At 66.2% G+C, this 25,651-nt stretch carries 35 protein-coding genes; 3 read left to right on the top strand and 32 right to left on the bottom strand.

All coding sequences use genetic code 11. The features are described from left to right. Positions 1-52: 52 nt before the first annotated feature. Positions 53-1,504: a helix-turn-helix transcriptional regulator gene (locus tag JF52_RS0110435; protein WP_033106085.1), complete on the bottom strand. Its 1,452-nt coding sequence runs from the start codon at positions 1,502-1,504 to the stop codon at positions 53-55. A 136-nt stretch (positions 1,505-1,640) separates the two neighbouring features. Between JF52_RS0110435 and aceB the strand changes: the two genes are divergently transcribed. Next, positions 1,641-3,296 (top strand): malate synthase A, encoded by a 1,656-nt coding sequence (aceB, locus tag JF52_RS0110430; RefSeq protein ID WP_052166884.1) that lies wholly within the window; start codon positions 1,641-1,643, stop codon positions 3,294-3,296. Positions 3,297-3,753: 457 nt separating this feature from the next. Here aceB and JF52_RS0110425 read toward each other — a convergent pair whose 3' ends face one another. Next, positions 3,754-5,460: an acyl-CoA dehydrogenase gene (locus tag JF52_RS0110425; RefSeq protein ID WP_033106084.1), complete on the bottom strand. Its 1,707-nt coding sequence runs from the start codon at positions 5,458-5,460 to the stop codon at positions 3,754-3,756. Between the two features lie 130 nt (positions 5,461-5,590). Between JF52_RS0110425 and JF52_RS0110420 the strand changes: the two genes are divergently transcribed. Beyond that, positions 5,591-5,992, top strand: coding sequence for a hypothetical protein (locus JF52_RS0110420; RefSeq protein WP_033106083.1), 402 nt, complete (start codon positions 5,591-5,593; stop codon positions 5,990-5,992). Positions 5,993-6,019: 27 nt separating this feature from the next. Continuing rightward, a complete protein-coding gene (locus tag JF52_RS0110415; protein WP_033106082.1) occupies positions 6,020-7,234 on the top strand; it encodes a pyridoxal phosphate-dependent aminotransferase in 1,215 nt (404 codons plus the stop codon). 6 nt (positions 7,235-7,240) lie between these two features. Here JF52_RS0110415 and JF52_RS0110410 read toward each other — a convergent pair whose 3' ends face one another. The 30 genes from JF52_RS0110410 to rplV all read right to left on the bottom strand — a co-directional run bounded on the left by JF52_RS0110410 (position 7,241) and on the right by rplV (position 25,629). Further along, positions 7,241-7,651: a VOC family protein gene (locus JF52_RS0110410; protein WP_033106081.1), complete on the bottom strand. Its 411-nt coding sequence runs from the start codon at positions 7,649-7,651 to the stop codon at positions 7,241-7,243. 54 nt (positions 7,652-7,705) lie between these two features. Then, on the bottom strand, positions 7,706-8,851 hold the full coding sequence (locus tag JF52_RS0110405; protein ID WP_033106080.1) for a UDP-N-acetylmuramate dehydrogenase: 1,146 nt from the start codon (positions 8,849-8,851) through the stop codon (positions 7,706-7,708). A gap of 13 nt (positions 8,852-8,864) precedes the next feature. Next, positions 8,865-9,263 (bottom strand): MaoC/PaaZ C-terminal domain-containing protein, encoded by a 399-nt coding sequence (locus JF52_RS0110400; protein WP_033106079.1) that lies wholly within the window; start codon positions 9,261-9,263, stop codon positions 8,865-8,867. After that, positions 9,260-9,721 carry an FAS1-like dehydratase domain-containing protein gene (locus tag JF52_RS0110395; protein WP_033106078.1) on the bottom strand — a complete coding sequence of 154 codons (462 nt, stop codon included), beginning with the start codon at positions 9,719-9,721 and terminating at the stop codon, positions 9,260-9,262. The genes JF52_RS0110400 and JF52_RS0110395 overlap by 4 nt, the downstream gene beginning before the upstream one ends. A gap of 45 nt (positions 9,722-9,766) precedes the next feature. Next, entirely contained in the window at positions 9,767-10,573 is an 807-nt protein-coding gene (locus tag JF52_RS0110390) for a sulfite exporter TauE/SafE family protein (protein ID WP_033106580.1), read from the bottom strand. A gap of 145 nt (positions 10,574-10,718) precedes the next feature. Beyond that, complete coding sequence (gene rplQ, locus JF52_RS0110385; protein ID WP_033106077.1) at positions 10,719-11,432, bottom strand: 50S ribosomal protein L17, sunset domain variant; 714 nt, start codon at positions 11,430-11,432, stop codon at positions 10,719-10,721. Positions 11,433-11,466: 34 nt separating this feature from the next. Next, on the bottom strand, positions 11,467-12,456 hold the full coding sequence (locus tag JF52_RS0110380) for a DNA-directed RNA polymerase subunit alpha (protein WP_033106076.1): 990 nt from the start codon (positions 12,454-12,456) through the stop codon (positions 11,467-11,469). 127 nt (positions 12,457-12,583) lie between these two features. Next, positions 12,584-12,982, bottom strand: coding sequence for a 30S ribosomal protein S11 (rpsK, locus tag JF52_RS0110375; RefSeq protein WP_033106075.1), 399 nt, complete (start codon positions 12,980-12,982; stop codon positions 12,584-12,586). Between the two features lie 30 nt (positions 12,983-13,012). Next, positions 13,013-13,387 carry a 30S ribosomal protein S13 gene (gene rpsM / locus JF52_RS0110370; RefSeq protein WP_033106074.1) on the bottom strand — a complete coding sequence of 125 codons (375 nt, stop codon included), beginning with the start codon at positions 13,385-13,387 and terminating at the stop codon, positions 13,013-13,015. A gap of 155 nt (positions 13,388-13,542) precedes the next feature. Next, positions 13,543-13,659 (bottom strand): 50S ribosomal protein L36, encoded by a 117-nt coding sequence (gene rpmJ, locus JF52_RS0110365; RefSeq protein WP_033106073.1) that lies wholly within the window; start codon positions 13,657-13,659, stop codon positions 13,543-13,545. Positions 13,660-13,718: 59 nt separating this feature from the next. After that, positions 13,719-13,940, bottom strand: a complete 222-nt coding sequence (gene infA / locus JF52_RS0110360) for a translation initiation factor IF-1 (RefSeq protein WP_017201569.1) — start codon at positions 13,938-13,940, stop codon at positions 13,719-13,721. A gap of 157 nt (positions 13,941-14,097) precedes the next feature. Then, positions 14,098-14,760 (bottom strand): DsbA family protein, encoded by a 663-nt coding sequence (locus tag JF52_RS0110355; protein ID WP_033106072.1) that lies wholly within the window; start codon positions 14,758-14,760, stop codon positions 14,098-14,100. A gap of 194 nt (positions 14,761-14,954) precedes the next feature. Then, on the bottom strand, positions 14,955-15,965 hold the full coding sequence (locus JF52_RS0110350) for a hypothetical protein (RefSeq protein WP_033106579.1): 1,011 nt from the start codon (positions 15,963-15,965) through the stop codon (positions 14,955-14,957). Positions 15,966-16,173: 208 nt separating this feature from the next. Further along, the gene (map, locus tag JF52_RS0110345) at positions 16,174-17,022 is read right to left on the bottom strand and encodes a type I methionyl aminopeptidase (protein WP_033106071.1); all 849 of its coding nucleotides are present in this window, start codon (positions 17,020-17,022) and stop codon (positions 16,174-16,176) included. A 13-nt stretch (positions 17,023-17,035) separates the two neighbouring features. Further along, a complete protein-coding gene (locus JF52_RS0110340; protein WP_033106070.1) occupies positions 17,036-17,632 on the bottom strand; it encodes an adenylate kinase in 597 nt (198 codons plus the stop codon). Beyond that, positions 17,629-18,951 carry a preprotein translocase subunit SecY gene (gene secY, locus JF52_RS0110335; protein WP_033106069.1) on the bottom strand — a complete coding sequence of 441 codons (1,323 nt, stop codon included), beginning with the start codon at positions 18,949-18,951 and terminating at the stop codon, positions 17,629-17,631. Before secY ends, JF52_RS0110340 begins: the two co-directional genes overlap by 4 nt. Before the next feature lie 103 nt (positions 18,952-19,054). Further along, a complete protein-coding gene (rplO, locus tag JF52_RS17810) occupies positions 19,055-19,747 on the bottom strand; it encodes a 50S ribosomal protein L15 (RefSeq protein ID WP_084595744.1) in 693 nt (230 codons plus the stop codon). After that, positions 19,747-19,932: a 50S ribosomal protein L30 gene (gene rpmD / locus JF52_RS0110320; protein WP_033106068.1), complete on the bottom strand. Its 186-nt coding sequence runs from the start codon at positions 19,930-19,932 to the stop codon at positions 19,747-19,749. The genes rplO and rpmD overlap by 1 nt, the downstream gene beginning before the upstream one ends. Beyond that, a complete protein-coding gene (rpsE, locus tag JF52_RS0110315) occupies positions 19,932-20,624 on the bottom strand; it encodes a 30S ribosomal protein S5 (protein ID WP_152594856.1) in 693 nt (230 codons plus the stop codon). Before rpsE ends, rpmD begins: the two co-directional genes overlap by 1 nt. Positions 20,625-20,644: 20 nt before the next feature. Further along, positions 20,645-21,004 carry a 50S ribosomal protein L18 gene (rplR, locus tag JF52_RS0110310; protein WP_033106066.1) on the bottom strand — a complete coding sequence of 120 codons (360 nt, stop codon included), beginning with the start codon at positions 21,002-21,004 and terminating at the stop codon, positions 20,645-20,647. Between the two features lie 2 nt (positions 21,005-21,006). After that, entirely contained in the window at positions 21,007-21,543 is a 537-nt protein-coding gene (rplF, locus tag JF52_RS0110305) for a 50S ribosomal protein L6 (protein ID WP_033106065.1), read from the bottom strand. Between the two features lie 6 nt (positions 21,544-21,549). Next, entirely contained in the window at positions 21,550-21,948 is a 399-nt protein-coding gene (gene rpsH, locus JF52_RS0110300; RefSeq protein ID WP_033106064.1) for a 30S ribosomal protein S8, read from the bottom strand. A gap of 142 nt (positions 21,949-22,090) precedes the next feature. Beyond that, positions 22,091-22,681, bottom strand: a complete 591-nt coding sequence (gene rplE / locus JF52_RS0110295) for a 50S ribosomal protein L5 (RefSeq protein WP_033106063.1) — start codon at positions 22,679-22,681, stop codon at positions 22,091-22,093. Next, entirely contained in the window at positions 22,681-23,040 is a 360-nt protein-coding gene (gene rplX, locus JF52_RS0110290; protein WP_033106062.1) for a 50S ribosomal protein L24, read from the bottom strand. Before rplX ends, rplE begins: the two co-directional genes overlap by 1 nt. Before the next feature lie 2 nt (positions 23,041-23,042). Continuing rightward, positions 23,043-23,411 carry a 50S ribosomal protein L14 gene (rplN, locus tag JF52_RS0110285; RefSeq protein WP_033106061.1) on the bottom strand — a complete coding sequence of 123 codons (369 nt, stop codon included), beginning with the start codon at positions 23,409-23,411 and terminating at the stop codon, positions 23,043-23,045. A 26-nt stretch (positions 23,412-23,437) separates the two neighbouring features. After that, positions 23,438-23,746, bottom strand: a complete 309-nt coding sequence (rpsQ, locus tag JF52_RS0110280) for a 30S ribosomal protein S17 (protein WP_036324786.1) — start codon at positions 23,744-23,746, stop codon at positions 23,438-23,440. Then, entirely contained in the window at positions 23,746-24,063 is a 318-nt protein-coding gene (gene rpmC / locus JF52_RS17805) for a 50S ribosomal protein L29 (protein WP_033106060.1), read from the bottom strand. The genes rpsQ and rpmC overlap by 1 nt, the downstream gene beginning before the upstream one ends. Further along, positions 24,063-24,482 (bottom strand): 50S ribosomal protein L16, encoded by a 420-nt coding sequence (rplP, locus tag JF52_RS0110270; RefSeq protein ID WP_033106059.1) that lies wholly within the window; start codon positions 24,480-24,482, stop codon positions 24,063-24,065. The genes rpmC and rplP overlap by 1 nt, the downstream gene beginning before the upstream one ends. Then, entirely contained in the window at positions 24,482-25,231 is a 750-nt protein-coding gene (rpsC, locus tag JF52_RS0110265; protein WP_033106058.1) for a 30S ribosomal protein S3, read from the bottom strand. The genes rplP and rpsC overlap by 1 nt, the downstream gene beginning before the upstream one ends. Beyond that, positions 25,231-25,629 (bottom strand): 50S ribosomal protein L22, encoded by a 399-nt coding sequence (gene rplV / locus JF52_RS0110260; RefSeq protein ID WP_033106057.1) that lies wholly within the window; start codon positions 25,627-25,629, stop codon positions 25,231-25,233. Before rplV ends, rpsC begins: the two co-directional genes overlap by 1 nt. Between the last annotated feature and the right edge of the window lie 22 nt (positions 25,630-25,651).

Raw genomic sequence — 25,651 nt, 5'->3', positions numbered from 1 at the left:
CTGTACGACTCGGTCTCGTGCCGCAAGCTCGGTCTCGGGCGTCAGGCGCGATTCAGCGCGGCGCGTGCGCCTCCAGGAATTCGTACACGTCCGTCGTGTCGACCCCGGGGAACGCGCCGGTCGGCAGCGTCGCGAGCAGCGTCCGAGGGGTCTTGACGTTCGGCCAGGACTGCTCCCGCCAGCGCTCCTCCAAGTCGGCCGGAGCGCGTCGACAGCACGCTTCGACCGAATGCTTGGAGACGCCACGGTTCGTGGTGTCGCGTCCCACGAACCACTTGGTGTCGTCGAATCGCACGCCCACGCTCACCGAGTGCAGACCCTCGCTGGATGACTCGACCCGTGCCGTGCACCAATAGGTGCCATTGCCGGTGTCGGTGTACTGGTAGTACGGGTTGAAGCGGTCATCCTCGTCGAATACGACGCGACTGGTCCAGCGGCGGCAGCACATCTGCCCCTCGATCGAGCCGAGCCGATCGGTCGGGAAGTTCACGTCGTCGTTCTCGTACGCCTTCGTGATCGTGCCCGACTCGTGCACCTTCAGGAAGTGCACCGGGATGTCGAGGTGCCTCGTGGCGAGGTTCGTGAAGCGGTGCGCCGCGGTCTCGTACGAAACCGAGTACGCATCGCGCAGGTCTTCGATCGAGATCGCCCGCCGCTCCTTCGCCGCCTTCAGCGACGGCACGACGTGTGCCTCGGGAATCATCAGGGCGCCGGTGAGATAGTTCGTCTCCACCCTCTGGCGCAGGAACTCGGCATAGCTGCGCGGCTCCGAGTGACCGAGCATCCGGCTCGACAGCGCCTGCAGCACCGCGGTGCGCGCATCGCCCTTGGCCGGCACGCTGCTCGAGAGATACAGCCGGCCGTTCGCCAGGTCGGCGACGCTGCGCGTGGTCTGCGGAAGGTCGGGGGCGTAATGCAGCGTGAAGCCCAAGTAGGCGGCGATCTCGGATGCTGTGCGCTGAGTCAGCGGGCCACCTGGGTGCCCCACGGCGTCGAGAATCTCGGATGCCTTCGCCTCGAGTTCTGCGAAGTGGTTGTCCTGCCGGCGCATCAGGTGGCGCAGTTCCACGTTGGCCCTGCGGGCCTCCTCGGGCGTCGCCGCGCGTTCGTCCTTCAGTCGATCGATCTCGCCGTGCAGGGCGAGCATGGCCTTGAGCGCGTCCGTCGGCACGCTCTTGCCGATGCGGAACGGATCGATACCGAGCGCCTGGAACGTCTGCCCCTTCATCGCCCGCTCGAGCGCTATCTCCGCCGCACTGCGCTCGTCGAGCGGCTCGCCCTCGAGCAACGCATCGATGCCGGTGCCGAGCGCACGGGCGATCGCCTGCAGCAGGGTGAGCTTCGGCTCGCGCTTGCCCGTCTCGATCATCGAGAGCTGGCTCGGCGCCCTCTCGACCGCGGTGGCGAGGTCTTCGAGCGTCATCCCGCGGGCCGTGCGGAGTTGCCTGATGCGCCGGCCGATCGTGAGAGCGTCGGTGTCTTCTGCAGCGTCAATGGTGCCCATGGAGGCGATTCTGTCACGAATGCAGAAATTCGGCCAATCTTCACATCGGAATTGTTCGGTCGGGTGGTGGAACTTCACTCAGAGTGGTCTCAAAGCCACTCGGTTCAGTTACCGGGAAGACCGTAAGGAGCTCGCCATGACCACTCCCACCGCCACGCCGACCACCGCGCCGACGCAGACGATCCAGCAGGGTCCTGCGCTGCACGTCACCGGCCCGATGCGCGACCGGTTCGACGAGATCCTCACACCAGAGGCGATCGCCTTCCTCAGCGAGCTGCACCACCGCTTCGCGAACCGGCGGCACGACCGGCTCGCCGACCGCATGCGCCGCCGCTTCGAGATCGGCAACGGCCACGACCCCCGCTTCCGCGACGACACCCGCCACATCCGTGACGACGCCGAATGGCAGGTCGCAGGAGCAGGTCCCGGTCTCGAGGACCGCCGCGTGGAGATCACCGGACCGACCGACCCGAAGATGACGATCAACGCGCTGAACTCCGGCGCGAAGGTCTGGCTCGCCGACCAGGAGGATGCCACCAGCCCCACCTGGGCGAACGTGATCGGCGGCCAGCTGTCACTGCGCGATGCGATCCGCGGCGAGCTGAGCTTCACATCACCCGAAGGCAAGACCTACGAGGTCACGGCCCAGCAGACGCCCACGATCGTGATGCGACCGCGGGGCTGGCACCTCACCGAGAAGCACCTGACGTTCATCGACCGCACGGGGCGCAGCATGGCGGCATCCGCGTCGCTCGTCGACTTCGGGCTCTACTTCCTGCACAACGCGAAGGCGCTGATCGAGTCCGGCCGCGGACCCTACTTCTACATCGCCAAGCTCGAGTCCAGCGAAGAGGCCAAGCTGTGGGACGACGTGTTCACCTTCAGCGAGGACTACATCGGCATCGAGCACGGCACGATCCGCGCGACCGTGCTGATCGAGACCCTGCCCGCTGCCTTCGAGATGGACGAGATCCTGTTCGAACTGCGCGATCACTGCGCGGGCCTGAACGCCGGACGCTGGGACTACATCTTCTCCATCATCAAGAACTACCGCGGTCGCGGCGCACGCTTCGTGCTGCCGGATCGCAGCGAGGTCACGATGACCGTGCCGTTCATGCGCGCATACACCGAGCTGCTCGTGCAGACGTGTCACAAGCGCGGAGCCTTCGCGATCGGCGGCATGAGCGCATCGATCCCGAACCGCCGCGACCCCGAGGCGACTGCGACGGCGCTCGAGAAGGTCGCGGCCGACAAGAAGCGCGAGGCTGCAGACGGCTTCGACGGCACGTGGGTCGCGCACCCCGATCTGATCCCGACCGCTCAGGCCGAGTTCGACGCGGTGCTCGACGGTCGCCCGAACCAGCTCGACCGCCAGCGCGACGATGTGAGCGTGCGCGCGGAGGACCTGCTCGACCTGCGTATCGGTCGCCCGATCACGAGCAAGGGAGTGCGCGAGAACGTCTCGGTGGCGATCCGCTACATCGAGGCGTGGTTGCGCGGGCTCGGCGCCGTCGCGATCGACAACCTGATGGAGGATGCGGCGACCGCGGAGATCTCGCGCTCACAGGTCTGGCAGTGGATCCACCAGGATCGCTCCACCGAGGATGGCACTCGCATCACGCCGGAGTACATCGAGGGTCTGATCACCGACGTGCTGGCCCAGGCCACCCGCGCTGCGGGCGACCGGTTCGACGACGCCGCCGAGCTGTTCCGCGAGGTGTCTCTGGGCGTGGAATTCCCCGCGTTCCTCACCACCTCCGCCTACTCGAAGTTCCTGGTCGAGACGGACTGACTGCGATCACACGAAGGTCGGATGCTGCGGCATCCGACCTTCGTCGTGTGCTGCGCCGCGCGACGGTTTCGACTCGCCTGCGGCTCGCTCAACCCGTTTCGTCTTCGTCGCTGCGCTCCTCGCTCAACGCCCCGCGTCTCACCGCACCCCACGGGTCGTTGAGCGAGCGGAGCGAGACGAAACGGACTGAGCGAGCACCAGCGAGACGAAGTCAGATCTCACCGCACCCCACGGGTCGTTGAGCGAGCGGAGCGAGACGAAACGGACTGAGCGAGCGCCAGCGAGACGAAGTCAGATCTCACCGCACCCCGCTCCACGGGTCGTTGAGCGAGCGGAGCGAGACGAAACGGACTGAGCGAGCGCCAGCGAGACGAAGTCAGATCTCACCCGCACCCCACGGGTCGTTGAGCGAGCGGAGCGAGACGAAACGGACTGAGCGAGCGCCAGCGAGACGAAGTCAGATCTCACCCGCGGCGACCGTCTCGGCGAGCGCGTGCACGCGCGGGAGGTGGAGGGCGGCGTAGAAATCCGCATCCGTCAGGCGCGCGGCATCCGTCTCTGCGGGCGTCTCGTGCGCGGACACCGCGACGACGGCGAGCGCGTGCATCCATCCGCCGGCGAGCGTGCCGAGCAGCATGAGGTACGGGACACTGACGGCGTAGGCGTCGCGCGGAGACTCGGCGAATCCGAGCACCGCCTCGGTCGCGCGACGAGCGGCATCGAGCGCGCGAGTCAACCGATCCGCGAGCGGCGCGCCCCGCAGCGCGGCCACGGTCTGCTCGATCTGAGTGAACAACTCAGCCACAGTCGCACCCTGGTCGCGCAGCACCTTGCGCCCGATGAGGTCATTGGCCTGGATCGCGGTGGTGCCCTCGTAGATCGGCACGATGCGGGCATCCCGATAGTGCTGCGCGGCGCCGGTCTCCTCGATGAATCCCATGCCGCCGTAGACCTGGATGCCGTCGGAGGTCACTCGGAGCGCCTCCTCGCTCGTCCATCCCTTGAGGATGGGGACGAACAGCTCCGCCAGGCGCAGCACCTCTACGCCGCTGTCGGCGCGATCGAACAGGTCGCCGACGAACACAGACAGCGCGCGCATGGCGAACACCTGGCTCGACATCGAACCGAGGATGCGGCGCACATCAGGATGCTCGGCGATGGTCGCACCGGCGGGTCGGTCGAGCACACGCCCCTGCAGCCGTGCTGCGGCGTATGAGGCAGCCCCCTGGTAAGAGCGGTCCGAGATGCCGGTCGCCTGGTGGCCCATGCCCACGCGGGCGGAGTTCATCATCACGAACATGCCGGCGAGCCCGCCGTGCAGCTCTCCCACGAGGTAGCCGGTGGCGTCTTCATACGAGAGCACGCATGTGGGGCTGGCGTGGATGCCGAGCTTGTGCTCGATCGCGACGGTCTCGATCCGGTTGCGCTCCCCCAGTGATCCGTCGGCGTTCACCAGGAGGCGCGGCGCGACGAACAGCGAGAGCCCCTTGGCGCCGTCGGGTGCGCCGGGAGTGCGTGCGAGCACGAGGTGCACGATGTTGTCCGCGACATCGTGGTCGCCCCAGGTGATGAAGATCTTCTGCCCGCTGATCGACCACGATCCGTCATCCCTCGCGGTGGCCATCGTGCGGATCGCGCCGAGATCGGTGCCGGCATCCGGCTCGGTGAGGTTCATCGTGCCGGTCCACTCGCCGCTGACGAGCTTGGTCAGATAGGTCTCGCGAAGCTCTTCGGATGCCGCGGCGTCGAGGGCGTGGATGGCTCCTGAGCTCAGCATCCAGCACAGCGCGAACGCGGCATTGGAGGCGTTCCAGATCTCACCGAGCCCGGCGCCGACCGATGCCGGCAGGCCGTCGCCGCCGGCGGACTCGGGGGCGGTCGCGGTGACCCAGCCCGCTTCGACGAGTGCCTGGTAGGCGCCTGCGAAACCGTCGGGCAGGTGCACGTCACCGTCACGGAGCTGGGCCCCGGTCCTGTCGCCCGGCGCATCGAGCGGAGCGAGGACCTCGGCGGCGAACTCGCCGGCGCCCGCGATGATCTCCACGGCATCCTCAGCCGTGAGCGCGCCGCCCGATGCAGTGGCGACGATGTCGCGGCCGAAAGCCTCACCGTAGAGGAAGGCGTAGTCGGCGACGGGCGGGATGTAGGGGATGTTGGCGGTCATCGATGACTCCTGACGGTGAGAGACTCCGATCCATCCTAGCTGAGACTGAGTTTCATCTCTAGACTTTCGCCCGCAGCCCCCTGTGGATAACGTGCACGCTGCGCACAGGATGTCGGTTACGCTCGCCGCCATGTCGATCCTCGCTCCACGGCGCCGCATCGAGGCACGTATACGGCGCATCGCCTCGCTCGCGCTCACCGCAGTCTGCGGTGTGATCGTCGCCTCGAACATCGTCCTGTTCCTGGAGCGCCCGTCGACATTCTTCACCGATGGGACTTTCGGGCTCGCACCGTTTCCCGCCCTGCTCGTGCACGCCCTGTGGTGGACGCCCGTCATCGGCGCCGCGGCCGTACTCGTCGTCGGCACGATGCCCGAGGCTGCCAAAGGGTCACCACCTGTCGATCCGCTCCCGAGTCGGCTCCCCATGATGGCCGCAGTGGTCGCCCTCTGCGTCGCCGTCGCGTGCATCGCCGTGCCCACCGTGATATTCGTCGTGTCGTTCTTGACCGTGGTGCTCGCGGCTGTCTTCTGAGGCACCACTCCGAGTAGCATCTGAGGTGTGACCGAACGCGCCCCTCTCTCCCGCAAACTGTCCGCCATCGCCGAGTCCGCGACCCTCAAGGTCGATGCGAAGGCCAAGGCGCTGAAGGCGGAGGGCAAGCCCGTCATCTCGTACGCCGCTGGTGAGCCCGACTTCGCGACGCCGAAGTTCGTCGTGGATGCTGCCGCCGAGGCGCTCGCCGACCCGGCGAACTACCGCTACACCCCTGCGGCGGGCCTTCCCGCACTGCGCGAGGCGATCGCCGCCAAGACCCTCCGCGACTCCGGTCTCGAGATCTCGCCCAGCCAGGTGATCGTCACGAACGGCGGCAAGCAGTCCGTCTACCAGGCGTTCCAGACCGTGCTCAACCCGGGCGATGAGGTGCTGCTGCCCGCCCCCTATTGGACGACATACCCTGAGGCGATCGCGCTGGCCGACGGCATCCCGGTCGAGGTCTTCGCGGGCGCCGATCAGGACTACAAGGTCACCGTCGAGCAGCTCGAGGCGGCTCGCACTGACCGCACCACCGCGCTCGTGTTCGTCTCGCCGTCCAACCCCACCGGCGCGGTCTACACGGCGGAGGAGACGAAGGCGATCGGCGAGTGGGCCCTCGAGCACGGCATCTGGATCGTCTCCGACGAGATCTATCAGAACCTCACTTACGAGGGCGTCAAGGCGACGTCGATCGTAACGGCTGTTCCGGATGCCGCAGCGCAGACGATCCTCGTGAACGGCGTGGCCAAGACGTACGCGATGACCGGCTGGCGCGTGGGTTGGATGGTCGGCCCCGCCGACGCGATCAAGGTCGCCGGCAACCTGCAGTCGCACCTGAGCAGCAACGTGAACAACGTCGCCCAACGGGGCGCGATCGCCGCGCTGAACGGCCCGCAGGATGAGTCGGAGCGCTTCCGCGAGGCGTTCGACCGTCGCCGGCGCCTGATCGTCGCAGAGCTCTCCAAGATCGACGGCGTGCGCGTGCCGAACCCGCTCGGCGCGTTCTACGTGTACCCCGACGTGCAGGGTCTGCTGAACCGCACGTGGCCCACTCGAACAGGGGGCGGCGTCACCCCGACGACGTCACTCGAACTCGCGGATCTGATCCTGGACCAGGCCGAGGTCGCGGTCGTGCCCGGCGAGGCCTTCGGCCCGTCCGGCTACCTGCGTCTGTCGTACGCGCTCGGAGATGACCAGCTGCTGGAGGGCGTGCAGCGCCTGCAGCGCCTGTTCGCGTAGTCCGCTCTACTCGCCGGCCGGTTGCTCCTGATATCCGACGAGCCAGCGGATGCCGTAGCGATCGGTCACCTGACCGTCGAAGTCGCCCCAAGGGCGCTTCTGCAGCGGGTCGACATCCGTGCCCTTCTCGGACAGCTGCGCGAACCACTGCTGCAGCACGGCAGGCTCCGCGGTGCCCAGAAGCGAGAACGTCGCACCGACGATGTGCACGGCATCCTGATCGGGGCCGGCATCCGAGCCGAACAGCTCGACGGCGCCCGAGAGCATCCCGTGCGCGATCGCATCGCCGGGTCCGTCGGTGCGGCTGAACTGCTCGTACGTGAACAGCGACAGGTCACCGCCGAACACCTCGTGGTAGAAGGTCAGCGCTTCGCGGGCGTTGCCGGGGAAGAACAGGTACGGGACGAGTCCACTCATGCGGGCGAGTGTAGCGCGACGCTCCGACGGCGCGACGCGCGACGGTCGGCGCCCTCAGAGATCGACGTCGATCAGCACCGGCTCAGGCTGCAGCAGCAGACCGAACTCCGACTGGACCCGCGCCTGGATGAATCGGGCGAGCTCGGCCAGTTCGGCGGCGGTCGCCCGTCCCCTGTTGGTCAGGGCCAGAGCGTGCTTGGTCGACACTCCCGCACGAGAGCGCGGTAGGCGGAACCCCTTCGAGATGCCGGCGTTCTCGATCAGCCACGCGGCGCTCACCTTCACGTCGCTGCGCGCGGATCGCGTCGGCGCGATGAAACCGTCGTATGCGCCGAGCGGGATGACGGTCACGGCATCCAGATCAGGCGTGACCGGCCATCTCGGACACTCGGGCGGCAGTTGGAGCGCGACCGATTCCGGCACGATCGCGTTCTGGAAGAACGATCCGGCACTCGCGGTGTCTGGATCGTCGGGGTTCAGCAGCATCCCCTTCTCCGCACGGATCCACAGGATCTGCTCGCGCACCCACTCGAGAGGCACCGGCTGCTCGGCCGCGTCGCCCGAAAGCCCGAGCGCACGCCGCAGCTGCTCGCCGCTCACCACCCGCCCGGCGGAGCCGACGTCTGCGAGGTCCACCGTCACGGACAGGATCACGGCACGTCGAAGCGGCACGCCGCCGTGGTGGTGCTTGAGCACGGACGTGCGGAAGCCGAGTCCGAGCTCGGCCGCCGGCACGGTCGAGACATCGCCGGTTGACTCGTCGATCAGCTCGACCTCGACGAGCGTCGATTGGATCTCCTGTCCGTACGCTCCGACGTTCTGCACAGGTGCAGCACCGACTGTGCCTGGGATGCCGCTCATCGCCTCGATGCCGGCGAGCCCGTGCTCGACCGTGTAGGCGACCAACCCGTCCCAATCGTGCCCGGCCTGCACACGCACGCGCGCGCGGCCCTCGTGCGGCGAAGGAAGCCGTTCGATGCCGGAGGTCAGCACCCTGATGACCACGCCGTCGAACGGCTCGTCCCCGGCGAACAGGTTCGACCCGCCGCCGAGCACGAACCACTCCTCACCGCGCGACCAGGTATCGCGCAGCGCGTCGATGAGCTCGGGCGTCGTCGTCGCATCCAGCATCTGCTCCGGTGCGGCGCCGGTGCGCAGCGTCGTCAGTTGCGCGAGCGGGATGGGAGTGATCTCGGTCATGTCGTCCCGCGCGTCAGAGCGCGATGCGCAACTGGGCTTTGACGAGGACTGTCGTGTCGGCGTGCTTCACCGTGAGGTCGATGCGCACGGTCTGCTCATCGACCGCTCCGACCTTGGCGAGCACCGAGACGTCGGCGCCGGTCTCAGGGTCGACCACGACCGGGCGGGTGAACCGGACGCCGTAGTCGGTGATCTTCGACGAATCGCCGAGAGCCGCCACGACCACTGATGACGCGAGGCCCATCGTCAGCATGCCGTGCGCGAGCACGCCGGGCAGACCGACGGATGCCGCGACGTCGTCACGGTAGTGGATCGGGTTGAAGTCTCCCGAGGCCCCGGCGTAACGGACCAGCGACTCGCGGGTGAGGTGGACGGTGCGCTCGGCGATGACGTCTCCGATGGTGTAGCTCACGCTGCGTCCTCGCTCTCGTCCGAACCGACCAGCAGCACACTCGTCGCCGTGACGACGTGCTCGCCGGCAGCATCCGTGATCTCCGCTTCGCTGGTGATCATCGCGTTGCCGGCCATCATTCGGATGCCGGTGACCTTGAGGCGCCCGGAAAGCTCATCGCCCGCGACGATCGGCCGCGTGTAGGCGAAGCGCTGCTCGGCGTGGATGATGCGCGCCAGCTCGATCCCGGAGTCCGGCTCTGCCAGCAGCTGCTGCAGAGTCTGATCCTGGATGACCATCGCGAACGTCGGCGGAGCCACCACGTCGGCGTAGCCGAGCGCGCGTGCCGCGTCGACGTCGGTGTGCAGCGAGGCATCGGCGAAGACGGCGCGCGCGAACTCGCGCACCTTCTCGCGACCGACCAGATAGGGCGGGGTCGGCGGGAATTCGCGGCCGACCAGTTCGGAGTTCACAGGCACGGTCCGATTCTACCGACCGGAACCCGCGGCCCGGCACTGCTGCAGTCAGCGCCGCCGCGATCGGAGGGCCTTGACCGCCATCTGCACGGCGATCACCACGAGGTATGCCGCGAACAGCATGTTACCGAGGAACGGGTCGATCAGCGTCGCAAGCCACGCGCCGAGCGCGGTCGTGGTACACGCCGAGACGCCGACGACGCCGGCTGCGAGCAGGTCGACGTTGCGGTGGCGGAGGTTGCCGATCGTGCCGGAGATCGCGGTGGGGATCATCATGAGCAGCGAGGTGCCCTTCGCCTCGAGATCGCTCGTGCCGAACACGAGCATGAGCACGGGGACGACGATCACGCCGCCGCCGACGCCGATGAGGCCGGCGATGATCCCGGTGAGCACGCCGACGACAGCGAGTCCTGCGCCGTTCAGCCAGCCGAGTTCGAAGACGGCTGCCCGCGAGGGGATGACGAGGAACAGGCTGATGATGACCAGCACGAGGAAGCCGACGAAGCCCCAGCGCAGCGCGCTCTGGGAGATGCGGGGCAGCAGCCGTGTGCCGATCTGAGCGCCGATCACGGCGCCCGCGGCGAGGATGAGGGCGGGAATCCAGGCCACGGATCCGGATGCGGCGTAAGAGATCACTCCGATGCTCGCAGTCGGAACAATGGCTGCGAGTGAGGTGCCGGCGCCGAGCCGCTGGTCGAAGCTCAGCAGCAGCACGAGCAGCGGAACGATGACCGTCCCGCCCCCGACGCCGAAGAGCCCGGACAGAAGGCCGGCGAGAAGGCCGATGGCGACGAAGGTCACATAGGCACGGGGGCCGCGGATTCGTGGAGCGAGTTCTTCAGAGGTTCCGGGCACCACGTCAGACTATCGCGCGCGCTGCCGGCATCTGGCATCCGGCATCCAGCCGACCGGCATCCGGCCGATGTCGCAGCGCGAGAAGGCCCGCCTTCCCTGAACGGGATGGCGGGCCTTCTCTGCGGAAGAATTCCGGGGCGGCGTGTTACTTGCCTGCCTCGACGAATCCTGCGGCCTCAGCAGCCTCGGCGGTGCGGAACCAGACCTCGGCGACCGTCGCGTCGTACCACTGACCGTCGGGACGGTGGAACTTCATCGAGTCCTTGTTGCCCTTGATGTCGAAGCCCTCAGGTGCGGAGCCGTCCTCGTTCGGAGCGGCGGAGTCGGCACCGAAGCCACCGTCGACGAGTGCAGCGGCGGCGGCAGTCTCAGCGGCTGCGCCCTCCTCCTGCGACTCGGCACCGGCGGCGGCAGCGTCATCGGCCTTCGGGGTCTCTTCGGCCTTGGGAGCCTTCTCGGCCTTCGGCTCAGCCTTGGCGGTCGCCTTCTTCTTCGGAGTGACGGGCTCGAGGACGAGCTCGATCACTGCCATGGGGGCGTTGTCGCCCTTGCGGTTTCCGACCTTCGTGATGCGGGTGTAGCCGCCCTCACGGTCGGCGACCAGCGGTGCGATCTCGGTGAAGAGGGTGTGAACGACCTGCTTGTCGCCGATGATCGACAGCACCCGGCGACGGGCGTGCAGGTCGCCGCGCTTGGCGAACGTGATCAGGCGCTCAGCGAGCGGACGAAGGCGCCTGGCCTTGGTCTCGGTCGTCTTGATCGACTTGTGGGTGTAGAGGGCCGCGGCAAGGTTGGCAAGCAGCAGACGCTCGTGGGCGGGGCCGCCTCCGAGGCGGGGACCCTTTGTGGGCTTAGGCATATTGATCTAACTCCTGGTCAGAATTTCGGGAAGGTCAGAAGGACTCGTCTTCGCCTGCGCCGTAGAAGTGGGCGCCGTCGAAACCGGGCACCGAATCCTTGAGCGACAGACCGAGCGAGATGAGCTTGTCGCGCACCTCGTCGACCGACTTCTGGCCGAAGTTGCGGATGTTCATGAGCTGCGTCTCGGACAGTGCCACGAGCTCGGACACCGTGTTGATGCCCTCGCGCTTGAGGCAGTTGTACGAGCGGACCGACAGGTCGAGGTCCTCGATCGGCATCGACAGTTCGCTGGAGAGCACGGGCTCAACAGGTGCCGGACCGATCTCGATGCCCTCGGCCTCGACGTTCAGCTCGCGAGCCAGACCGAACAGCTCGGTCAGGGTCTTCGCTGCCGACGCGACGGCGTCACGCGGAAGCATGCTGTTCTTCGTCTCGACGTCGAGGATCAGCTTGTCGAAGTCGGTGCGCTCACCGGCACGAGTCGCCTCGACGCGGTAGCTGACCTTGAGAACGGGCGAGTAGATCGAGTCGACGGGGATCTGCCCGGCCTCGGCGTACTCGTTGCGGTTCTGGGTCGCCGACACGTAGCCGCGGCCACGCTCGATCGTGAGCTCGAGCTCGAACTTCGCGGTGTCGTTGAGCGTGGCGATGACGAGCTCGGGGTTGTGGACCTCGACACCGGCCGGAGCCGAGATGTCAGCGGCGGTCACTTCACCGGCACCGGTCTTGCGCAGGTACGCCGTGATCGGCTCGTCGCGCTCCGACGAGACGACGAGCTGCTTGATGTTGAGGATGATCTCGGTGACATCCTCCTTCACGCCGGGGATGGTGCTGAACTCGTGCAGCACGCCGTCGAGGCGGATGCTGGTGACAGCAGCGCCGGGGATCGACGAGAGAAGGCTGCGACGCAGTGCGTTTCCGATGGTGTAGCCGAAGCCGGGCTCGAGCGGCTCGATGATGAATCGGCTGCGGTCCTCGGCGATCTTTTCCTCGGTCAGTGTGGGACGCTGTGCAATGAGCACTCTGTGTTCCTTTCGATCACATGCCCGCTATATGACATGTGGTGGGGTGAGGTGTTGAGTTTTTGAAGTCAGGTGCCCGCGAACGGGCTGTGCGAGGGATGCCGAAGCATCCCTCGCAGCAACCGGATCAGACGCGACGGCGCTTCGGCGGGCGGCAACCGTTGTGCGCCTGCGGGGTGACGTCCTGGATCGAACCGACCTCGAGGCCTGCGGCCGTGAGCGAGCGGATCGCGGTTTCGCGGCCGGAGCCCGGACCCTTCACGAAGACGTCGACCTTCTTGACGCCGTGCTCCTGCGCCTGGCGGGCGGCCGACTCTGCGGCCATGCCTGCGGCGTACGGGGTCGACTTGCGCGAGCCCTTGAAGCCCACTCCACCGGACGATGCCCAGCTGATGACAGCGCCGGACGGGTCGGTGATCGAGACGATCGTGTTGTTGAACGTCGACTTGATGTGGGCCTGGCCCAGCGCGATGTTCTTCTTTTCCTTGCGGCGCGGCTTGCGCGCGGCGGCCTTGGGTGCAGCCATGAAAGTGTTCTCCTATTCCCTGGCCGCTGCTTAGCGGGCCTTCTTCTTGCCGGCGACGGTGCGCTTCGGGCCCTTGCGGGTACGGGCGTTGGTCTTGGTGCGCTGACCGCGCACCGGCAGGCCACGACGGTGGCGGATGCCCTCGTACGAGCCGATCTCGACCTTGCGGCGGATGTCGGCGGTGACCTCGCGGCGCAGGTCACCCTCCACCTTGTAGTTGCCTTCGATGTGATCGCGAAGCGTGATCAGCTGCTCGTCGCTGAGGTCCTTGACGCGGATCGACTCGTCGATCTCGGTCGCCTTGAGGATCTCGACGGAGCGGGTACGGCCGATGCCGTAGATGTAGGTAAGGGCGATCACCACGCGCTTGTCGCGCGGGATGTCAACGCCGGCAAGACGTGCCATGCGGTTCTCCTGGGATGTGTAGAGGTGTGGAGCAGGATGTGGACCCGGGCCTCTCTCCCGAGGTGTCAGCTTGTTCGGTCCCTGAGCTTGTCGAAGGGCCGTCGAAGCGTCTTGATCCTGCCTTTATGTGTTCAGTTGTGAGTCGGATCCGGAGATCAGCCCTGGCGCTGTTTGTGGCGCGGGTTGCTCTTGCAGATGACCATGACGCGGCCGTGACGGCGGATCACCTTGCAGTGATCGCACATGGGCTTGACGCTGGGGTTGACCTTCATTGTGTTCCTGTTCGCTGTCTTCGTGCACGCCCGGTGGCGCGCCGTTACTTCTCGACCGATCAGCGGTAGCGGTAGACGATACGGCCGCGAGTCAGGTCGTAGGGGCTGAGCTCCACGACCACGCGGTCTTCGGGGATGATGCGGATGTAGTTCTGCCGCATCTTTCCGGAGATCGTTGCAAGGACCTTGTGCCCGTTGCTGAGCTCAACGCGGAACATCGCGTTGGGCAGAGCCTCGGAGATCACGCCCTCGATCTCGATGACACCGTCTTTCTTAGCCATAGCCTCGCTGACGCTTCTGCAGACCGGTCGATCTGCGGTGGATGAGTGATGTGGTGACGCACCGGACGGACATGCCGAGGCACGGCGCAAGGCACCAACGGTCTATCTTATCGATCCGGATGCGATCCGGCAACTTGAGCTGCGTGGGGGGCGGATCTCAGCCGAGCAGCTTCTCCATCTCGGTGATCTCGCCCGCCTGCAGGTCGAGGCGCTTGCCGTTGACCTCGACGGTCGGCGTGCCCTGGATGTCGTGGGCGTTCGTCTGCGCATCGACGAAGTCCATGTAGGTGCCGTCGGCGATGCACTCGGCCGCGGCGCCTGCTCCGGCTTCTTCGGCCAGAGCGGCGAGCTCGTCGTCAGAGAGGCCTGCCGAGTTCTCTTCAGGCTGGTTCGCGAACATCGAGTTGAAGAAGTCCAGTGTGGAGTCAGGGGCTTCTGCGGCGACGCAGTACATCGCGCTGCCGGCGCGGGTGGAGAACTCGGTGTTCTGCGACAGCCGGTTCAGGATCGACACGGGGTGGATGTTCAGCGTGATGTCGCCGTTGGCCGCCGCCGTCTGCAGCTGCTCGCCGTACGACTGCTCGAAGTCGCCGCAGATCGGGCACATGAAGTCGACGTACGTGTCGACGGTGTCCTCGCCGTCGCCGAATACGATGGCCCCGGTCTCCTCGTTGACGATCGCACTCTGCGGCGCGGTGCCTGGGTCATTGGCCTGGTTGTTGAGGATGACCACGAGTGCGCCGAGCGCCACGAGAACGACGACGACCGCGATCGAGATGCCGATCGCGAACCAGTTGGTGTTGCTCTTTGCTGCTGCCATTGCTGTTCGTTCTCCTGGTGCTGGATGCCACGGGCGCGGAAAAATGCTGTGGGGGACGCTTCTATCGTCCCTGCAAAGTCTATGCACCCGTTGTGAGCGCCCCCTCCCCCCACCCCTCACCTCGCCTCCCCGCCCAGCCCACCCAGCGACGAGACCGAGTTCGCGGCATGAGACCGAGCCGGCCCACATCGGTCTCATTCCGCTGGGTCGGTCTCGCGCGTCGCAGAACGCCATGGCTTTGCCCGCGACCGAACCCTGAGCGTGGCGAGCATCGCTGGCACCGGCGGCCGAACCATGCGCACGCCTGCGCCGTCCAGCGCGGCACGGAGCGGACTCACCTTCCAGGCGTCGCCAAGATCCCAGCGGCCCATTGGATGCTGATGGCGACGCAGCCTGTCTTCCCGACGCTTCTCGTCCCTGAGACGCCGGGCGGCCTCGGCCGGGTCGTCAAGTTCGTACTTGCCCCATCCGTCAGCTTCGCCGATCGCACCGTTCGACCGGAAGTAGAAGTCGCAGCGGTCGACATGACCCTCATAGCGGAATTCGCGCTGCAGTTCGGGCATCTCATACCCGCTCCACATGATGACAGCGCGGCTGATGCTCTCCGCGGGCGACTCGGACAATGCATTCGCGTGACCCCAGACCCACCGCATCCTTGCGCGGCCACGCGGATCCTCGAGCTCGCGGCCGCGTTCGATCAGAGCATCCAGACGCAGCGATCCGCCCTGAACGGCCGAGATCGACGCATCGGCGACGGCCAGAGCATCCGCGGGGTTCATCACCCGCGCCAGGTCGACCACGGTGTCGAGCAGCGATGTGACAAGGGTGGCACCGATCCGAACCACCCGGCGTGGGTCTCGGCTGGTGTGCACCCTGATATCGCCGTAACGCTGCGATGCCATGGCCCGCGGGTCATAGACATGGATGAACCTGCCCTCGCCGAACTGCGGAAGACCGTGGATCACTCCCGCCGACTCCAGGCAGAGGATGGCATCCGGATGGAGGCGAAGGTACGCGTGCACGCAGACCGCGTACTTCTGCCAGTCGTTGAGCGCCAGGTACTGCTTCTTGTCGACGTGAACGCCCTTGCGTACGCGATGCCACCGCGGCGCCTCCAGTCGAAGACCGAGCATCCTCGCGTCTTCACGGGTGTAGAGCGGCAGCGGGGAGAGTAGTTGTGCACGACCGGACAGCGTGTATGCCATGCGCACAGCTTGGATGCGCGGCATCCCTGCCATTGGCCGCCAACCCAGCACCTCTGCACAACTCGCCCGCCTGCGATTGCGTGCAGGCAGAGTTACTCGCGCCGAGTTCGCCCACGAAACCGAGTCTTCAGTGTGAGACCGAGTTCACGCGGCTCGGTTTCGCGCCGCCAACTCGGTCTCGGCGAAATCGTCCCGGGCGGGGCGGGGGCTACGCCAGGGGCGTGGGGGTCACGCCGAAGGGGGCGAGGCCGGCTGCACCGCCGTCGGGCGCCGTCAGCACCCAGATGCCGTCCGCGTGGCGGGCGACGCTGTGCTCCCAGTGGGAGCCGTCACTGCCGTCGACGGTCGAGACGGTCCAGTCGTCATCCTCGATGTACGTCGCCTCGCCGCCGGCTGTGACCATGGGCTCGATCGCCAGCACCAGTCCGGGCTTGACGTCCGGTCCGGGGTCGGGCGTGCGGTAGTTGAAGACGCTCGGCGCCTCGTGCATCTTGCGTCCGATGCCGTGGCCGACGTACTCGCGCAGGATGCCGTAGGTCTCCCCCGAGACCTCCGAGTCGCCCTGCGCCTCGATGTACCCCTGGATGGCCGCGCCGATCTCGCCGATGCTCCCGGCGGTCGCCATGGCTGCGATGCCCGCCCACATCGACCCCTCGGTCACGCGCGACAGCTCCTCGCGCATCGCGACCAGGGAGGGACGGGTCTCATCCGGAACGACCACCGTGATGGCGCTGTCGCCGTTCCAGCCCTGGAACTGCGCTCCGCAGTCGACCGACACGATGTCGCCGGCCTGCAGCACGCGATCACCGGGGATGCCGTGCACCACCTCGTGATTCACCGACACGCAGACCGTGTGGTGGTACCCGCGCACCAGCTGGAAGTTCGACTCCGCCCCGCGCGCACGGATGGTGCGGTTCGCGATCGTGTCGAGCTCGAGCGTCGTGACACCCGCCCGAATCAACGGCCGTACGGCGTCGAGCGCCGCAGCGGTGATGAGCCCCGGCTCGACCATGGCCTGCAGCTGCGCAGGCGTCTTGTAGATGGATCGGCGGAACATGGCGGTCAGGCGATCAGGCGGCGACGGCGAGGCCGCGGGCGGCCAGTGCAGCGAAGATGCGCTCCGTGATCTCGTCGAGCGATCCGACACCGTCGATCCGGTCGACGATGCCTCGCTCGCCGTACACGTCGAGGATCGGAGCCGTCTCCTTCTCGTAGATGTCCAGGCGGTGCGCGATGCCTTCGACGGTGTCATCCGCCCGGCCCTGCTCGTGCGCGCGCAGCTGCAGGCGTCCGATGCTCTCCTCGCGGGGGACATCCAGCAGGATGACCGCATCCAGCGACTCGCCGCGGTCGCCGAGGAACGTGTCGAGGTGACCGACCTGCACGGCGTTGCGCGGGTAGCCGTCGAGCACGAAGCCCGACGCCGCGTCGTCCTGGGAAAGCCGATCGCGCACGATCTCGCTCGTCAGCTCATCCGGCACGAGGTCGCCGCGAGCGGTGATCTCGCTGACCTGCGCTCCGAGGGTGGTGCCGCCCTTGATGTTCGCACGGAAGATGTCACCGGTGGAGACCACCGGGACATCGAACGCCTCTGCGATGCGCACGCCCTGCGTGCCCTTGCCTGAGCCCTGGGGCCCGACGATGAGAATTCGAGCGGATGCTGTCAACGGAGAAGCCCTTCGTAATGGCGCTGCTGGAGCTGAGCGTCGATCTGCTTGACGGTCTCCAGCCCCACACCCACGATGATGAGGATCGAGGCGCCGCCGAACGGGAAGTTCTGGTTGGCGCCGACGGTGGCCAGAGCGATCAACGGGATGAGTGCGATCAGGCCGAGGTAGATCGACCCGGGGAACGTGATGCGGGTGAGCACGAAGTCCAGGTACTCGGCGGTCGGACGACCGGCACGGATGCCGGGGATGAATCCGCCGTACTTCTTCATGTTGTCTGCGACCTCGACCGGGTTGAACGTGATCGCGACGTAGAAGTAGGTGAAGCCGATGATCAGCAGGAAGTACGCCGCCATGTAGAGCGGCTGATCGCCCGTGGTGAAGTTCTGCGAGACCCACACGACCCAGGCAGCCGGCTCTGAGCCGTCCTGCGGGGTGTTGAACTGCGCGATGAGCATCGGGATGTACAGCAGCGAGGACGCGAAGATGATCGGGATCACGCCCGCCATGTTCACCTTGATCGGGATGTACGTGTTCGTACCGCCGTAGGTGCGGCGTCCGACCATGCGCTTGGCGTACTGCACGGGGATCCGTCTTTGAGATTGCTCGACGAAGACCACGAGGCCGGTGACGACGATGCCGACGGCCAGGACCAGCAGGAACACTTCGAAGCCGTTCGACTCGAAGATCGCCCACATGGCCGCGGGGAACGTCGCGGCGATCGAGGTGAAGATCAGCAGCGACATGCCGTTGCCGATGCCGCGCTCGGTGACGAGCTCGGCGAACCACATGATCAGGCCGGTACCGGCGGTCATCGCGATGATGATCAGCAGCTGCGCCCACCAGACGTCGTTGGTCAGCAGCTGCTGACATGCGGCGATGTCGGTCGTTCCGAACAGCTGACCGCTGCGGGCCACGGTGACGAGAGTCGTCGACTGCAGCAGCGCGAGGGCGATCGTGAGGTAACGCGTGTACTGGGTCAGGCGGGCCTGTCCGGCCTGGCCTTCCTTGTGCAGCGCCTCGAAGTGCGGGATGACGACTCGCAGCAGCTGCGTGATGATCGTCGCGGTGATGTACGGCATGACGCCGAGCGCGAAGATCGACAGCTGCAGCAGAGCGCCGCCGGAGAACAGGTTGACCAGACTGAGCAGACCCTCGGTGCCGGCGTTGAGGCGCAGGCACTCCTCGACGTTCGGGAAGTTCACGAACGGGGCGGGCACGTGCGATCCGAGCCGGTAGATGGCGATGATCGCCAGTGTGAAACCGATCTTCCGACGCAGGTCGGGCGTGCGGAAGATCCGCGCGATAGCGCTAAACAAAGGCGTTCCTCCTGAAAGGTTGCCGTTCCGCGGAGGAAAGGCTGAAAGACCAGGGTAACGCACGAGAGGGGCCGGAGAATCTCCGACCCCTCTTGCGCAGTGGTTACTTGACGGATCCGCCCGCAGCCACGATCTTCTGCTCGGCAGAACCCGAGACCTTGTCGACCGAGACGGTGAGCTTCACGGCGATGTCGCCGTTTCCGAGAACCTTGACCTTCTCGTTCTTGCGAACAGCACCCTTGGCGACCAGGTCGCCCACGGTGACATCGCCACCCTTCGGGTACAGTTCCGCGAGCTTCTCCAGGTTCACGACCTGGTACTCGACGCGGAACGGGTTCTTGAACCCGCGCAGCTTCGGAGTGCGCATGTGCAGAGGCATCTGCCCACCCTCGAAGCCGACGCGAACGGTGTTGCGGGCCTTGGTGCCCTTGGTGCCACGACCGGCCGTCTTGCCCTTGGAGCCCTCACCGCGACCGACACGGGTCTTCGCGGTGTTGGCGCCGGGGACCGGACGCAGGTGGTGGACCTTGAGCACACCGGGACGGGATGCCGGAGCATCCGCCTTCGGCGCAGCCTTCTTGCTCTTGGGAGCAGGCTTCTTGGCAGCAGAGTCAGCCTTCGCGTCGGAGGCAGCGGTCTTGGCCGGTGCCTTCTTCGCAGCAGGCTTCTTCTCGGCAGCATCCTTGGACGCGGCAGCCTTCGGGGCAGCCTTCTCAGCCGCAGCCTTGGGAGCGGCAGCCTTCTTGGCGGGGGCCTTGGCGGCCTTCTCCTCGACGGCGTCGTTCTTCTCAGCCATTAGTCGATCTCCTCAACCTTGACGAGGTGTGCGACGGTCTTGACGTAACCGCGCGTCTGCGCGTCGTCGGGGCGGACGGTGCTGTCGCCGATCCGCTTCAGACCGAGGCTGCGCAGCGTGTCACGCTGATACTGCTTCTCGCTCACCTTGGACTTGATCTGGGTCACCTTGAGACGCTCGGCCATCAGGCACCTACCTTCGCTGCGGCCGCAGCTGCGGCCTTGGCCTCGTTGCGGATGATGATGTCCGGAACGACGGCGTCGTACTCGAGGCCACGGCGAGCCGCGACTGCACGAGGCTCTTCGAGGCTCTTCAGGGCCGCGACGGTCGCGTGCACGATGTTGATCGTGTTCGACGAGCCGAGCGACTTCGAGAGGACATCGTGGATGCCGGCGCACTCGAGGACGGCGCGCACCGGACCACCGGCGATGACACCGGTACCGGCAGCAGCCGGACGCAGCAGCACGACACCGGCAGCAGCTTCGCCCTGCACCGGGTGCGGAACCGTGGTTCCGACGCGCGGTACGCGGAAGAAGTTGCGCTTGGCCTCTTCGACACCCTTGGAGATGGCCAGGGGCACCTCGCGGGCCTTGCCATAGCCGACACCGACCAGACCGTTGCCGTCGCCGACGACCACGAGAGCGGTGAAGCTGAACCGGCGTCCACCCTTCACGACCTTCGAGACGCGGTTGATGGTGACGACGCGCTCAAGGAACTGGTTGTCGCCGCGATCGCGCGAGTTGCGATCACGACCACCCTGGTTGCGGTCACGGCCGCCGCGACGACCTTCGCGTGCGGGCTCTGCCTGAGTCGTGCCGGCAGCCGTCTCGGAGACGACAGCGGCCGTCTCGGGAGCGGCAGCAGCCGTTTCGGTCACTTCGTTCTCCTTGTTGTCACTCACAGTGCCAGCCCTCCTTCGCGGGCGCCGTCGGCGATGGCCGCAACGCGGCCCGCATAACGGTTGCCACCGCGGTCGAAGACGACCTCGGAGAAGCCGGCGGCCTTCGCGCGCTCAGCGAGGAGCTCGCCGACCTTGCGGGCCTTGGCGGTCTTGTCGCCCTCGAACGAGCGCAGCTCGGTCTCGAGCGTGGATGCAGATGCAACCGTGATGCCCTTGCTGTCATCGACCAGCTGGACGAAGACGTGACGAGCCGAACGGTTGACGACCAGACGCGGACGCGCTTCGGTGCCGACGACCTTCTTGCGAAGGCGTGCGTGACGACGCGCGCGGGCGTCAGACTTTGACTTGAGAGCCATGGTTACTTACCACTCTTTCCGGCCTTGCGACGCACGATCTCGCCGGCGTAACGCACGCCCTTGCCCTTGTACGGCTCGGGCTTGCGGATCTTGCGGATGTTGGCAGCTGCCTCACCGACAGCCTGCTTGTCGATACCACTCACGGTGACCTTGTTGTTGCCTTCGACCGTGAAAGTGATGCCGGCGGGCGGGTCGACCAGCACGGGGTGCGAGAAGCCGAGAGCGAACTCGACCGAGCTGCCCTTCTGCTGCACGCGGTAACCGGTGCCGACGACCTCAAGACCCTTGGTGTAGCCCTGGGTCACGCCGATGATGTTGTTGTTGATGAGCGTGCGGGTCAGGCCGTGAAGCGACCGCGACTCGCGCTCGTCGTCGGGACGGGAGACAACCACCTGGTTGTCCTCGACCGCGACCTCGATGGGGCTGGCCACGTTCAGGGTGAGTTCACCCTTGGGGCCCTTCACCGCGACCGCGCGACCGTCGACCGAGATGGTGACGTCCGAGGGGATCGAGATGGGAAGTCGTCCAATACGCGACATTTCGAATTACCACACGTAGGCGAGAACTTCTCCGCCCACGCCCTTCTGCTCAGCCTGACGGTCAGTGAGAAGACCGGAGGAAGTGGACAGGATGGCCACGCCGAGGCCACCGAGGACCGTAGGCAGCTCCGTGGACTTCGCGTAGACGCGAAGGCCGGGCTTCGACACGCGCTTGATGCCCGCGATCGAACGCTCACGGTTGGGGCCGTACTTCAGCGTGAGGGTGAGGTTCTGGCCGACGCGAGCATCGGTGACCTCCCAGCCGGCGATGTAGCCCTCCTGCTGGAGGATGTCGGCGATGTGCGTCTTGAGCTTGCTCGACGGCAGGGACACGGAGTCGTGGTGTGCCGAGTTCGCGTTGCGCAGACGGGTCAGCAAGTCTGCGACCGGGTCTGTCATTGTCATGGGTGTTTTCCTTTGTTCATGAGGTTTCGGCTGCCGTTACACGACAGACGACCTTCTATGATTCGCAATCTTCAATTGTAAGCGCATGCGGGACCCCCGCCCGCCCTTCGACAGGCGCAGGAAACGGCGGGGGTCCTGAGCATCACGCCTTGGCGTCGTCAGCCGTGAAGGGGAATCCGAGGTGACGCAGCAGAGCGCGACCCTCGTCGTCCGTCTTCGCCGTGGTCACGACAGTGATGTCGAATCCACGGACACGGTCGATCTTGTCCTGGTCGATCTCGTGGAACACGCTCTGCTCCTGGAGACCGAACGTGTAGTTGCCGTTGCCGTCGAACTGCTTGCCCGACAGACCGCGGAAGTCGCGGATGCGGGGCAGCGCGAGCGACACGAGGCGGTCGACGAACTCCCACGCGCGGTCACCACGGAGGGTGACGTGCGCGCCGATGGCCTGACCCTCACGCAGCTTGAACTGCGCGATGGACTTGCGGGCCTTCGTGACGATCGGCTTCTGGCCGGTGATCTTGGTGAGGTCCTCGACCGCGCCATCGATCACCTTGCTGTCGCGAGCCGCCTCACCGACACCGGTGTTGACGACGACCTTGACGAGGCCGGGGATCTGCATCACGTTCTTGTAGCCGAACTCGTCCTGCAGCTTCTGCTGGATCTCGGCCTTGTACTTCTGCTTCAGGCGCGGCTGGATCTTGCCAGCCTGCGCGGCAGTGTCGGTGCTCATCAGAGGTCCTTACCGCTCTTCTTCGCGTAACGCACGCGGACGGTGCGCTTGACGCCGTCCTTGGTCTGCTCCTCGACCCGGTGACCGACACGAGTCGGCTTCTTGGTCTCGGGGTCGACGACTGCGACGTTCGAGATGTGGATGGGGGCTTCGATGGTCTCGATGCCGCCCGTCTTGGTGCCACGCTGCGTCTGGCCGACGCGGGTGTGCTTGGTGACGTAGTTCACGCCCTCGACGATGACGCGGTTGCGCTCAGCGAGGACCTCGAGGACCTTGCCCTGCTTGCCGCGGTCGCCGCCGCGCTCGGGCTTGGCGCCCGAGATGACCTGAACCAGGTCGCCCTTCTTGATTTTCGCCATGATCAGATAACCTCCGGCGCGAGCGAGACGATCTTCATGAACTTCTTGTCGCGAAGCTCACGACCGACCGGTCCGAAGATACGGGTGCCACGGGGCTCCCCGTCGGTCTTCAGGATGACGGCGGCGTTCTCGTCGAACTTGATGTAGGAGCCGTCCGGACGACGGACTTCCTTCTTGGTGCGGACGATGACCGCCTTGACGACGTCGCCCTTCTTGACGTTGCCGCCCGGGATCGCGTCCTTGACCGTGGCGACGATGGTGTCACCCAGACCTGCGTAACGACGGCGTGAGCCACCGAGGACGCGGATCGTGAGCAGCTCCTTCGCGCCGGTGTTGTCGGCGACCTTGAGGCGGGATTCCTGCTGAATCACTATTACTCCTTCAGTAAGCCGGAGGCTTACTTGGCCTTCTCGACGATCTCGACCAGACGCCAGCGCTTGGTGGCGCTGAGCGGACGGGTCTCACTGATGACAACGAGGTCGCCGATGCCCGCCGAGTTGGTCTCGTCGTGCACCTTGCGCTTCTCGGTACGGCGGATGACCTTGCCGTAGAGCGGGTGCTTCACGCGGTCCTCGACCTCGACGACGATGGTCTTGTCCATCTTGTCGCTGACGACGTAACCACGCTGCGTCTTGCGGTAACCGCGAGCGTTCTCGTCGCGCACGTCGTGCGAGACGGGAGCTTCCGCTTCCTTCTTGGTGGCCATTACTCAGCCTTCCCTTCGGCGTCAGCCGAGGCATCCTCGGACTTCTTCGCCTTCGACTTGGACGCCTTCTTGGCCGGAGCCTCGACGGGAGCAGGCGTCGCACGGATGCCCAGCTCGCGTTCGCGGATCACGGTGTACAGGCGCGCGATGTCGCGCTTGACGGCGCGGATGCGGCCGTGGCTCTCCAGCTGGCCGGTGGCCGACTGGAAACGGAGGTTGAAAAGCTCCTCCTTGGCCTTACGCAGCTCCTCGACGAGGCGCTGGTCTTCGAACGTGTCGAGCTCTGCCGGAGCGAGCTCCTTGGTGCCGATCGCCATTACGCGTCGCCCTCCTCGCGCTTGATGATGCGTGCCTTGAGAGGCAGCTTGTGAATGGCTCGGGTCAGTGCTTCGCGAGCAAGTTCCTCGCTGACGCCTGCGACCTCGAAGAGGACGCGACCCGGCTTGACGTTGGAAACCCACCACTCAGGCGAACCCTTACCGGAACCCATGCGGGTTTCGGCCGGCTTCTTCGTGAGCGGACGGTCCGGGTAGATGTTGATCCACACCTTTCCACCGCGCTTGATGTGACGCGTCATCGCGATACGAGCTGCCTCGATCTGACGGTTGGTCACATAAGCGGGCGTGAGGGCCTGGATGCCGTATTCGCCGAAGGAGACCTTCGTGCCGCCGGTAGCGTGCCCGGTACGACCCGGGTGGTGCTGCTTGCGGAACTTGACCTTACGGGGGATGAGCATTATGCCGACGCTCCTTCTGCAACAGGTGCTTCGCCCCGCGGGCCACGACGACGGTCGCCGCCACGGTCGCGCGAAGGCTTCTGGTTGGCCTGCTCGCGAGCAAGCTCCTTGGCGGTGAGATCGCCCTTGTAGATCCAGACCTTCACGCCGATGCGGCCGAAGGTGGTCCGTGCCTCGTAGAAGCCGTAGTCGATGTTCGCGCGCAGCGTGTGCAGCGGCACACGACCCTCGCGGTAGAACTCCGAGCGGCTCATCTCGGCGCCGCCGAGGCGGCCGGAGACCTGGATGCGGATGCCCTTGGCGCCAGCGCGCTGCGCGCCCTGGAGACCCTTGCGCATCGCACGACGGAACGCCACGCGAGCAGAGAGCTGCTCGGCGATGCCCTGTGCGACGAGCTGAGCGTCAGCCTCGGGGTTCTTGACCTCGAGGATGTTCAGCTGGATCTGCTTGCCCGAGAGCTTCTCGAGGTCGCCACGGATCCGCTCGGCTTCTGCACCACGACGACCGATCACGATGCCCGGACGGGCGGTGTGGATGTCGACGCGGACGCGGTCACGGGTGCGCTCGATCTCGATGTTCGAGACACCGGCGCGGTCGAGCTGCGTCTTGAGCAGGTTACGGATCTTGATGTCCTCAGCCACGTAGTCGGCGTAACGCTGACCAGGCTTCGTCGAGTCCGAGAACCAACGCGAAACGTGGTCCGTGGTGATTCCGAGGCGGAAGCCGTACGGGTTTACCTTCTGTCCCATTACTTGCTCGCCTTCTTCTTGCTTTCGCCGTCGGCTGCCGTGGCAACCTCAGGCGTCGAGAGCACGACCGTGATGTGGCTCGTGCGCTTCTTGATCTGGAAAGCGCGACCCTGTGCACGGGGGCGGAAACGCTTGAGCGTCGTGCCCTCGTCTACGTACGCGTTGACCACGTACAGGTCCTGCTCGTCGAGGTACTCGCCGTCACGATCCGCCTTCACCTGCGCGTTGGCCATGGCCGACGCGACAAGCTTGTAGATCGGCTCACTGGCGCTCTGTGCTGCGAACTTCAGGATCGCAAGAGCCTCCTGGGCCTGCTTGCCCTTGATGAGCGCGACGACACGACGAGCCTTCTGAGGGGTCACGCGGATGTGTCGCACGCGTGCGATGGACTCCACCATTTCTCTCTCCTCTATCGTCCCC

Source organism: Microbacterium profundi (assembly GCF_000763375.1).
GTDB lineage: Bacteria > Actinomycetota > Actinomycetes > Actinomycetales > Microbacteriaceae > Microbacterium > Microbacterium profundi.
Note: the sequence above shows the minus strand (reverse complement) of the source record. Positions and strands in the feature narration are given on the sequence as shown.

What these genes read in the sequence shown, in the direction of transcription:
- rplX (WP_033106062.1), bottom strand. Translation starts at nt 23,040, where the DNA reads ATGGCGAAAATCAAGAAGGGCGACCTGGTTCAGGTCATCTCGGGCGCC.
- rpsC (WP_033106058.1), bottom strand. Translation starts at nt 25,231, where the DNA reads ATGGGACAGAAGGTAAACCCGTACGGCTTCCGCCTCGGAATCACCACG.
- infA (WP_017201569.1), bottom strand. Translation starts at nt 13,940, where the DNA reads ATGGCTAAGAAAGACGGTGTCATCGAGATCGAGGGCGTGATCTCCGAG.
- rplO (WP_084595744.1), bottom strand. Translation starts at nt 19,747, where the DNA reads ATGGCTGAGAAGAACGACGCCGTCGAGGAGAAGGCCGCCAAGGCCCCC.
- rplR (WP_033106066.1), bottom strand. Translation starts at nt 21,004, where the DNA reads ATGGCTCTCAAGTCAAAGTCTGACGCCCGCGCGCGTCGTCACGCACGC.
- JF52_RS0110410 (WP_033106081.1), bottom strand. Translation starts at nt 7,651, where the DNA reads ATGAGTGGACTCGTCCCGTACCTGTTCTTCCCCGGCAACGCCCGCGAA.
- rpsM (WP_033106074.1), bottom strand. Translation starts at nt 13,387, where the DNA reads ATGGCACGTCTTGCCGGCGTTGACATCCCGCGCGACAAGCGCGTGGTG.
- rpsQ (WP_036324786.1), bottom strand. Translation starts at nt 23,746, where the DNA reads ATGGCCACCAAGAAGGAAGCGGAAGCTCCCGTCTCGCACGACGTGCGC.
- JF52_RS0110425 (WP_033106084.1), bottom strand. Translation starts at nt 5,460, where the DNA reads ATGACCGCCAACATCCCCTACATCCCGCCCGTCGCCGACTACGCCTTC.
- rpmC (WP_033106060.1), bottom strand. Translation starts at nt 24,063, where the DNA reads ATGGCGATCGGCACCAAGGAGCTCGCTCCGGCAGAGCTCGACACGTTC.
- JF52_RS0110405 (WP_033106080.1), bottom strand. Translation starts at nt 8,851, where the DNA reads ATGACCGAGATCACTCCCATCCCGCTCGCGCAACTGACGACGCTGCGC.
- rpmJ (WP_033106073.1), bottom strand. Translation starts at nt 13,659, where the DNA reads ATGAAGGTCAACCCCAGCGTCAAGCCCATGTGCGATCACTGCAAGGTG.
- JF52_RS0110435 (WP_033106085.1), bottom strand. Translation starts at nt 1,504, where the DNA reads ATGGGCACCATTGACGCTGCAGAAGACACCGACGCTCTCACGATCGGC.
- map (WP_033106071.1), bottom strand. Translation starts at nt 17,022, where the DNA reads ATGTTCCGCCGATCCATCTACAAGACGCCTGCGCAGCTGCAGGCCATG.
- JF52_RS0110420 (WP_033106083.1), top strand. Translation starts at nt 5,591, where the DNA reads ATGTCGATCCTCGCTCCACGGCGCCGCATCGAGGCACGTATACGGCGC.
- rplQ (WP_033106077.1), bottom strand. Translation starts at nt 11,432, where the DNA reads ATGCCTAAGCCCACAAAGGGTCCCCGCCTCGGAGGCGGCCCCGCCCAC.
- rplP (WP_033106059.1), bottom strand. Translation starts at nt 24,482, where the DNA reads ATGCTCATCCCCCGTAAGGTCAAGTTCCGCAAGCAGCACCACCCGGGT.
- aceB (WP_052166884.1), top strand. Translation starts at nt 1,641, where the DNA reads ATGACCACTCCCACCGCCACGCCGACCACCGCGCCGACGCAGACGATC.
- JF52_RS0110350 (WP_033106579.1), bottom strand. Translation starts at nt 15,965, where the DNA reads ATGGCATACACGCTGTCCGGTCGTGCACAACTACTCTCCCCGCTGCCG.
- rpmD (WP_033106068.1), bottom strand. Translation starts at nt 19,932, where the DNA reads ATGGCCGAGCGTCTCAAGGTGACCCAGATCAAGTCCAAGGTGAGCGAG.
- rpsH (WP_033106064.1), bottom strand. Translation starts at nt 21,948, where the DNA reads ATGACAATGACAGACCCGGTCGCAGACTTGCTGACCCGTCTGCGCAAC.
- rplF (WP_033106065.1), bottom strand. Translation starts at nt 21,543, where the DNA reads ATGTCGCGTATTGGACGACTTCCCATCTCGATCCCCTCGGACGTCACC.
- rplE (WP_033106063.1), bottom strand. Translation starts at nt 22,681, where the DNA reads ATGAGCACCGACACTGCCGCGCAGGCTGGCAAGATCCAGCCGCGCCTG.
- rpsK (WP_033106075.1), bottom strand. Translation starts at nt 12,982, where the DNA reads ATGGCTGCACCCAAGGCCGCCGCGCGCAAGCCGCGCCGCAAGGAAAAG.
- JF52_RS0110355 (WP_033106072.1), bottom strand. Translation starts at nt 14,760, where the DNA reads ATGGCAGCAGCAAAGAGCAACACCAACTGGTTCGCGATCGGCATCTCG.
- rplV (WP_033106057.1), bottom strand. Translation starts at nt 25,629, where the DNA reads ATGGTGGAGTCCATCGCACGCGTGCGACACATCCGCGTGACCCCTCAG.